Genomic DNA, 9,099 nt, shown 5'->3' with positions numbered 1-9,099 from the left:
TTTGGGATGCTATATTGAACCTGTTAGAACCTAAAGTGACACTTGACCCTGTTGTTATAAAAGCTAATGGACCTCAATTTACTACAAAATTAACATGCTTGTAAAAGTTCGTTGCGCAACAGCCACGTGCCGCGTGTGCCCACAATAGCCTGTCAAACACCCATTCGCATTTTAAAATAATTTTTTTGTAAAGTTGTTATCATGATGCGCACCATAGTAAAATCGAACAAAAGCAGCCTTACGCTTCAACTTCCCGACGATTTGGTTGGCAAGATGATAGAGGTTATCGCTTTTTCGGTGGAAGATGCCAAAGCAACTACCAATAACGATACCACCAAAGGCGCAAGGATAGCCTTGTTAAAGGCTAAATCAAAAGGCTTCACCTTTAACAGTGGCGGCTATCAGTTCGATCGTGCTGAAGCGAACGATTAAAACCTGCCAAAAATGCCTTTATAAACTTTACAGTTTTCTATTTGGCGTGCATATCCAATATTTCTAAGAACCCGTCTATCGAAACGGTTGTTAACGCCGGGAACGGTATGCTTTTCAACACATCAAAATGCCTGTCTTCGGTAACAATATACAATGCCTGTCCGGCAATCGCGCAGTCGCAATATTTGTTATCATCGGCATCCGCGGTTATGAGTTGCCACTGGTAGCTGGGATGCGTATAATGTACATTGGCCAATTCGTTTAATAACGTAATAAACGCGCTGGCAGTGGCCGTACTATATTTTTGCTGTATCACTTCCTCATATTCCAGCATAATATCAGTTGTAATGGCAAGCTCAAATTTACCGCCAACTAACGATTGATAGATAACATGATAGGGCGAAGCCGATGTAAGGCACATCACAAAAATATTGCAGTCAATTACTACAACCATTTGTCAGGCTGTTCTGCGGAAATGCTCCAGCTTCCATTTTTCGAAAACGGCTGCCGAATAACCTTTATCATGAAAAGCTTTATCCGCCTCAAAAGTTACCTTATCGGCCAGGTAGGCTATCAACAACGACCTGATTTCCTGAAGTTCTTCCTCCGGCTGGTCGTTCCTGAATAATTTCAGTATCTCTAATTGAATATTATTAAGCGCAACAGGCATATCGTTTTTTTAGTAAAGTTAAAAAAAAGCATAGATTTTTCAAAGTGCTTAAAGTGCCGCGTGTGTCCTCCACGCTGTTCGATTCTCTGACTTCGAACCATTATGCCTGTAGATAGCATCTACCTGCGCGTGCCAAAAATCCCAAGAAGCTATTCTTTATCCCTTAATTTCCGTATTACCTCCAACGCTAACACATCTACCTGGTCTTTCGGCCGGTTAACTATTTTTTTATTGGCTATTAGTTGGTTTATATGTAAAAAGGGTACTTGCACATCCTCAATATCGGCTACGGAGGCCATTTGCAAACACTCGTCAAAAGGGTAGCCCTCAAGGCCTTTCATGCTGGTCAATATGTCCAGCTGCAGGTTGTTGTTCAAATAAAATTCGGTCCAGCCGGGCACAAACTGCATGGTGGCTATCATCGGGTAATCGCCCATGCCGCAGCTAATAAAAGTTTGGCGCAAGGCCTGCCGGTTGGCCGGGGTGTCGTTTATCCAAATATCAAGGTCGCCGGTAAAACGCTGGTAGCCATGTAAATTTATGGCAAAGCCACCAACCATAATATATTGCACACTATGGTCGCGCAGTGCTTTCCAAAAGTTTAATATTTCCTCATCAAAAATATCCACAAATTATTTGCTGATAAATGGTTTATGCGTTACAGTAGCTTTGTTCATGGTCATCTGTATTTTGTAAAGACGGGTGGCCATTTCAAAACGTTCCTTGTAGCTGCGCTTTAAACCTTCTTTTAAAAGGGCTATTTCCGCTTCGTCAAATAGTTGTTTTTCTTTTTCCATTACCCTTAGCTTAACGCTGTCTCAAATTTACATAATATTTCACAAAAAAAAGCCCGGCAAAACCGGGCTTCCATATCTCCAACAGAAACAAAACCTTATTTCTGCACTTCCAATCGCACCACATCATAACATATCCCATTGCCAACAGCGCCCGCGGGCACGGTAAGCACAATAACGTTTTGCCCGGTTTTTAACAGGCCGGCGTCAAAGTTAAAATCGCGCTCCACCCAGGTGCCTTCAATACCGTCGCGCATCATGCTGGTGCCGCTGGGGCCAATATCGGCATTGCCGGCATCCTTGCCGTTAACCGAAACGCCCAATTGCCTTATGGCCGAGCCTGCTATGCCAAAGCGCAGCGTAGCCTTGCCCGTGGTAGGGGCGCCGGTGGGCAGGGTAAAGTTAATGGTCCAAGGCGTGGCGCGGCCCTGGTCGCGGCCGTCGGGTTTATTGTCAATATCGTGGGGTACCTGGTAAATATACCAGTCTTTGGCCGGGTCGCTTTTGCCCACGGTAAAGTTCACATCATTCGGAAAGTATTTGGCATACTCAATATACATGCCCCAATGCCAGTGGTCGTCGCCTTTGTAAAACTCGCGGGCACTGCGGTTAGGCGTACCAATTTGCCATATCACCTGCCCGTAATGCGTAGGTTTCCAGTCAATAGTGCCTAAATCCAGTTTTTGGCCGGGGGTAATGGTAACGGTGGCCGTGGCATCATAGGCGCCCAACACACCGTCGGCAATGGCATGCAGCTGGTAAGTACCCGCCCGCACGTTCGGGATGGTAAAAGTACCGTCCTCGTTGCCGGTGGTCCAAAATTCGTAATGCTTGGCATCGTTCTGCCAGGTAATGGCCTGCGGCTGAAAAAACCCTTGCGGCCTTGCACCCTGCGGCCTCGGCGCAACATAAGTACCCCGGTTGGCACGCTTCCCATTCGGCAAAGTATCCGCCCTCGGCATCCTCGCCGGACTCAACGTCTGGTTACCCGCCAAACGCCTCATGGCAGATGTATCGCCCGTAACTACGGCCGGGCGCCGCCGTGTACTATCGCGCATTGTGGTTGTTACGGTATTGGCAAGTGGCTGATTTGCATTTAAACGTCGTATTGCACTGTCTCGTGCTGCCGGTGGCGAAAGTGGCGGCGGGGGCAGCAATACAACTGCCGTTACTACAGTATCGGGACGACGTGTTCTACGTGGCACCTCCGGCTGGTCCGGGAAAGCCAAACCCACCAACAAATTAGGCAACTTGGTAGTTGGTGCCTGCGGATCGACTAATTTAAATTTACCTTTCACCGTCGCGCGTTCGGCAGCTAAGGGGTAATCCACACCCTTTACAAAATTATAGGGCCAGCGGGCCTGTTCGGTTTTCACCTGTTTATTGGCATCAATAAATAGGGTTTTCGGGTCGGCACCGGTGGGCACATAAATAAATATCGGGCCAACCACCTTGGTCCAGGCTTCGTTGGCCGGAAGGGGCAGTTCGCTGCCGCCATAGTGCGTGCCGCGCCAGTAATCCAATAGGGTAGGGTCGCCGCCGTCGCCATCATCGATATGCCCGGTCAGCTCCACATGCAGCGGCCCGCTCGATAAATACTCGAACGAGGGGTTGATAATATACAGCCCCACCTTCTCGTGCGTGCTGCTCCATCCAAAAGCCGGTATCTTATCCTGGTCCGCCGAATAATCATATTTATGCTCCGCGCGGCCCTTGTACGGCCCGGTAGTCAACCTCCGCGATTCCTTCATGTTCAGATCCTCGCCCGCGTCCCAGTCTTTGCCCGTAGGCATCAAAAAGTTGCGCTGGTCGTCAACACTCAGCCAGTCAAACACCTGTCCCGACAACTTAAACCCAAACCTCGATTCCCCCACCGAACTGGCCGGGTAACTATCCTGGTGCGTATAAATGGCGTAAGTGTACAGGCCGTGCGCGCCGCGTTCTAAAGTATAACGTATCTCCAGGTCGGCTATCATACCGCCGCCTTGCCCGGCAGCCGTCGGGTTTTTACCCAAAATCGACGCACCGTCCGCATATCCCTTCACCGAAACCTCGCCGCGCTCGCCTTTCACATCCTTCGGGTCGATGGTAATAGCTGTAACTTCCCTCGCCGCCAGCGCCGGGCTTTGTTCCCAATACCCCGCATGGTGCCCCGAAACATAACCCATCAGTTCAATATCAGGCGTAACGGTTTTGGGCGTTTTCACGGAAGTCAAATCGCCCGTACGTTTGTTCACTTTTATGGTGAGATAGCCGTTGCTCAGCGTATAAGTAGGGCCGTCGTCGGTAACGGTAACCGGCGGTGCGCTTTGGGCATTTGCCTTCAGGCAGATAAACGATGGTGCGGCCAAAACAGCCACAACCAAAATCAGTTTGTATATTTTTTGCATAAACAGGTAATAATTGGTTCTTCAGCAATAAAAGTAAATAACCTGCGCCCCGCAACCGTCCTGTAGTGTGTGTTTGCGACTACATTGTTACAATACCGACTACGTTGGCGATCCCGATAGCTATCGGGACACCAAAAAGGGCAGAAAAAAATGCCGGATATCATCAAAAAGCACTCTTTTTTGTAACAACTGTATTACCACTTTATTCCAAAAATGGTTCAAAACAGCCTTCACATACGCAAAAATCCCAATTCTTAGTTTCTGCAATAATTTAGCGCATGACGGTGCATGATGGTTTTAAACCCCATGTTTGCCTACTTTTAGTAACCAATAGATATAACCATAAACCACTTTTGCTTTTAAATAACCTTTAAAGCTGTAATTTTTGATAAATCCAATTTATATATGAAAATCTTAATTTTCTTCAGGTTGCACCGTTTCATCGCATTCCTCTTTATTTCTATGGCACTGCTTGCAACGGTATCGGCCGCCAATGCCCAGCCGAAAGTTGCCAAACCCAAAGTTAACTCCCCTGTGACGGTGACCGATAATGGCGGCGACTGGATCCTCGACAATGGCATAGTCCGGGCCACTATCAACAAAGTAAACGGCAAGATGTCGGCACTGGTTTTTCACGGCATCAACACCATGCACGGTGGCGGAACCTGGGAACAAGCCCCGCGGGGCGACAACGATGTCATCACGATCGACCCGGCAAAAAACGGCGGCGAACGCGCCGAAGTTTCCATCAAGGGTGCGCCCACCGGAGGTATCGACATTGAGCTGCGCTATGCGATGTCGCGCGGCGTGAGTGGTATTTACGCCTATGCCATTTACAGCCATCCGGCTGCCAACCGCACAGCCGGCTACGGTGAAAACCGTTACATCACCAGGCTCAATCAAAATTTCAACTGGATATCTGTGGATGCCGACCGCAACATGCTCGAATGCACGCCACAGGACTGGGGCACTGGCGTAGTCATCAACGCCAAGGAGCAGCGCATCCTGAGCACCGGCTATTATAAAAATTCCGTCGAGCACAAATACAGTTACAACGCCGTGCAATACAAAATTCCCGCCTATGGCTGGTCCAGCACCAAGGATAATATTGGCGTCTATTTCATCAACCCCTCCACCGAATACATTGACGGTGGTTCCGAGAAGCTGGACCTGGTTTGCCATTACGACTCGAACGACAACCCGGATCCAATCATTCTCGATTACTGGACTTCCGGCCACTATGGAGGTGGTGCGGGCTGCAACATCCCTGCAGGTGAAGAATGGAACAAGGTTGTTGGCCCTATTTTGGTGTATTGCAACACGCTGGGCGATCCAAAAACGCCTTCCCAAGCCGATCTGAATACCCTGGAAGCCACCGCCGGCAACCCCACCGTACCGCCCGCCTGGCATGATAACGCTACCGCGCTCTTTCAGGACGCGCTGGCCCAAGCCAAAGTGGAAAAAACCCTGTGGCCCTACAATTGGGTGAATGGTGTTGATTACCCCCACAAAGACCAGCGCGGTACCGTTACCGGGCAGTTCGTGCTCACCGACCCGCAGGCCGCCACCACTTTGCTGCCCGGTCTTACGGTCGGCTTGGCCCACCCTGATTACACCAGCAATGCCGGAGGGTTCGTTTTGCGATCGGGCAACGGCAATTTAGTTACCTGGCAGCACGACGGGAATTACTACCAGTTTTGGTCCGATGGCGCCCAAAACGGCAACTTTACCATTGCCAACGTCCGTCCCGGTACTTACACGTTGCACGCTTTCGCCAACGGCGTGCTGGGCGAGTTCACACAAACCGAGATCACCGTTGTGGCCGGACAAACCTTAAACCTGGGCAAATTGGTATGGAAGCCCGTACGCCAGGGAAAACAAGTATGGGAAATTGGTTACCCCGACCGCACCGGCGATAAATTTTTCAAAGGCGACGCCGCCAACTATTGGCTTTGGGGCTGGCCGCTGCGTTATCCGCTCCTGTTCCCTAACGACATCACCTATACCATCGGCCAAAGCGATTATCACAAGGACTGGTTTTTCGAGCAAGTGCCGCACAGCGAGACCACCGACTGGGAAAATACAGCTGCGAAGGATATCGCCAACCAGCCCTTTGGCTGGATGAAGGTAGGCACGCCCGGCCAGGATATGTGGCGCAGCATCAGCCAGGGTCGCGCCACTACCTGGACCATCAAATTCAAAATGGACAAGGCAGCACATGGGCTGGCAACACTGCGCCTGGCACTGGCAGGGGCCGACGGCAACGGCGGTTTGGAAGTAGGCGTTAACGGGCACAGCGTAGGCACCATCCGCACCGTGGCTACCAACGCCATGCGCTACAATACCAACAAAGGGGTATGGCGGCAATACAGTCAGCCGTTTGATGCCGCTTTGCTCAAGCAGGGCGAAAATGAAATGACGCTTACCGTTCCCGCCGGGGACCTCAAAACCGGCGTTGTATACGATTACCTGCGCTTAGAATTGAACGAGGACGCCAAATCGGGCACGGTTCCGCCGGCAAGTTCGTCTTCTTATTAACAAAAATTAATAAACCCGGAGGACGCTTTGAAATTGGCGTCCTCTTTTTTTTCCGCCTTGTTGATGCCATCACCGACAAGTCCTCGATGCTACTGCTGCCCCTCGCCTCCAACTGCAGGTACCTACGTTGTAAACCGCGTCTACATAACGGGGCTGTTAATTAATCTGATCGGTTTAGCAGGTTACATACGAGATGAAACATTTTAATCATAGTACTGATGGTAATAAGTCATATATTTTGACAGGTAATAGTTTTGTTTGTTTGGGTCATTTTTAATTTGGGACATAATTAAACTACTAATCATCAAAAAGTTTTGTTCTACGGTATGATAAATTACCTCTTCATAGCTAAATCCTGATGTGAAACCAGCGTCCCGTCGGGAGTAGCCCCAAGCAAAATTTGTTTCAACACTTTTTGATTTGTAGAAAGGATGAATGTTTTTAAAGTAGTAATCCAAGCTTTTGCTATATTCTTCATAACATTTATATAAGAATGATGTATCACTTGTCGACAGGAAAGAATCATAATAAAGTTCGCCAATTAAAGCAGAAGCCGACATTTGCCTTAAACCTAAATGCCCATACCGCGAGTGCAGAATTTGTTTGAGCAAAGGAGGTTTATCAAATGAATTAGTAGCTCCCCATGTCACATCATAAAAATATAAATTCGCCTTTTTTGCATTGCTTGTATAATCATTGTTGGGAGCATCGTACTCGGCTTTGAATAATTTAGTGCCGATATCTTTTATTTTTATATCGTGTTCCAACTGGTCATTTTCAGCCAATTGTAAATATTCCAAGGCCTCTTTAAGATTTCTTGACGATTTTGGTAAATATGTTTTTTGCTTTTCATGAATAAAATAGGGTCCATTAGTATACTGATCCAAAAAAATAGTATCGCCTGTAAATCCGGCGAAAGCAGATAATCCGCGATACCAATCGATTAAAAACTGGTTGCTGAACATTTGCGGTATCTGTTCAGGGGTTTGATGGATGTCACCAATAAACTCACTTGCATCGCAAACAAGAGTGTGTTTAAAACCGAGCCCTTTTAAATAGGTTTGAGGACGCATTATATCAACTCCGATTAGTTTAGGATCGGTAATATCAATTTTGTAGTTGTTTTGTTTACTTATCGCATAAAAAAGGTCATCATGCAAAATAAAATCTGTGTATTCGGACGCGGAAACCCGCATCAGATAGCTTTTGTATATAAGGATTTTTAAAATTTCTTCAGGTTGGTTAACACTTGCCAGCAAATTATCTGTTATGTTCATTTCAGTTCTCCACCTAAAATCTTTTTTAGCATTGATTTCCTCTTCCTCTCTTTTTTGTTTGTCCTGATTTGCTTTATTTTGAGCTCTTAGGTTCTCTCTCCATTCATTTTCTTTTTCCCGTTCTGCGGCATTTTTTGAAAACATACTATTTAATGCCGAAACACCATCAGACACCGACTGAACAGTTTTCTCAGCCATTTCTGTATTGAACTTTTGCTGCTCTAAAGCAATTTCTTGTTTTTGTGCGGCATTACCACTTGCAGTTGCATTGTTTTTAGCCAGGCTAAGATACATTTGCTTCTGTATGGCATCATTGGAACTATCTCGTGCGGCTTTTAAATAAGTATTTGTTAATTGCTGATTTGAATTGCCTACTTGGCTGTTATTAGGTTGGGAAACACTTTTAGTTGGTGAAGTAACGGTATGATCAGCTGGTTTGTCCTTGCTTGGTTGTGTTGCGCTTTTCGCTATTTCATCAGCAACTAAACCATCCATTAATAAATTATTTTTGTTTAACTGGCTTTGTACTTTTTGCAGATAATCCAACTCTTCGGCTAATTTTCCGCCATCGCATGTTTTAAGGTAATAGCTTACCTGCATCATACCCTGCGCAAATTCGGCCTTTGAGCGAGTCAGCGCCGCATCATATAGTTGCTTTGACTGGGCGTTTTGCATCTGGTTCATTTTGGCAGAATAAGCCACTACGTCATTATCAAACTCTTTGCTTAATTCATCAATTTTAGAGTTGTACGCTTGCGCCTCTTTGCAATCAAGCGCATCTAATACAATATCGTACGGTTGTCTTGCAATTTCATAACCGTAAAAATAACTTCCGGCGTCAGCAAACTCCCCCTCTTTGCTTAAATCTACAATGACCGGCTGTGTCCCTATTGTACCATCACATTTCTTGTAATCAAATTTAAATTGAAGCGAAGCGTGCCTGGTATGATAAACCTTTATTTTATAATATGACTCGCCGGCTAACATACCCACAAAAT

The 9,099-nt window shown here is 47.0% G+C and carries 8 protein-coding genes; 2 read left to right on the top strand and 6 right to left on the bottom strand.

Going from position 1 to position 9,099, the window contains the following annotated elements:
* Positions 1-201 precede the first annotated feature (201 nt).
* Positions 202-432, top strand: coding sequence for a hypothetical protein (locus tag QZX97_RS07825; protein WP_295652619.1), 231 nt, complete (start codon positions 202-204; stop codon positions 430-432).
* A gap of 37 nt (positions 433-469) precedes the next feature.
* Here QZX97_RS07825 and QZX97_RS07820 read toward each other — a convergent pair whose 3' ends face one another.
* The 5 genes from QZX97_RS07820 to QZX97_RS07800 all read right to left on the bottom strand — a co-directional run bounded on the left by QZX97_RS07820 (position 470) and on the right by QZX97_RS07800 (position 4,286).
* A complete protein-coding gene (locus QZX97_RS07820) occupies positions 470-886 on the bottom strand; it encodes a putative toxin-antitoxin system toxin component, PIN family (protein ID WP_295652617.1) in 417 nt (138 codons plus the stop codon).
* Between the two features lie 3 nt (positions 887-889).
* On the bottom strand, positions 890-1,102 hold the full coding sequence (locus tag QZX97_RS07815) for a hypothetical protein (protein WP_295652616.1): 213 nt from the start codon (positions 1,100-1,102) through the stop codon (positions 890-892).
* A 149-nt stretch (positions 1,103-1,251) separates the two neighbouring features.
* A complete protein-coding gene (locus tag QZX97_RS07810; protein WP_295652615.1) occupies positions 1,252-1,731 on the bottom strand; it encodes a hypothetical protein in 480 nt (159 codons plus the stop codon).
* Between the two features lie 3 nt (positions 1,732-1,734).
* Positions 1,735-1,899, bottom strand: coding sequence for a hypothetical protein (locus QZX97_RS07805; RefSeq protein ID WP_295652613.1), 165 nt, complete (start codon positions 1,897-1,899; stop codon positions 1,735-1,737).
* Positions 1,900-1,994: 95 nt separating this feature from the next.
* Positions 1,995-4,286, bottom strand: coding sequence for a polysaccharide lyase family protein (locus QZX97_RS07800; RefSeq protein WP_295652612.1), 2,292 nt, complete (start codon positions 4,284-4,286; stop codon positions 1,995-1,997).
* 405 nt (positions 4,287-4,691) lie between these two features.
* Here QZX97_RS07800 and QZX97_RS07795 point away from each other — a divergent pair, with 405 nt between their 5' ends.
* Entirely contained in the window at positions 4,692-6,824 is a 2,133-nt protein-coding gene (locus QZX97_RS07795; protein ID WP_295652611.1) for a polysaccharide lyase family protein, read from the top strand.
* A gap of 203 nt (positions 6,825-7,027) precedes the next feature.
* On the opposite strand, the gene QZX97_RS07790 is transcribed toward QZX97_RS07795, so the two are convergent.
* A partial coding sequence (locus tag QZX97_RS07790) for a hypothetical protein (RefSeq protein ID WP_295664553.1) occupies positions 7,028-9,099 on the bottom strand: 2,072 nt, incomplete at its 5' end.

Origin of the sequence: uncultured Mucilaginibacter sp., from assembly GCF_903893715.1 — a bacterium.
GTDB lineage: Bacteria > Bacteroidota > Bacteroidia > Sphingobacteriales > Sphingobacteriaceae > Mucilaginibacter.
This window is presented reverse-complemented; position numbering and strand designations above follow the sequence as displayed.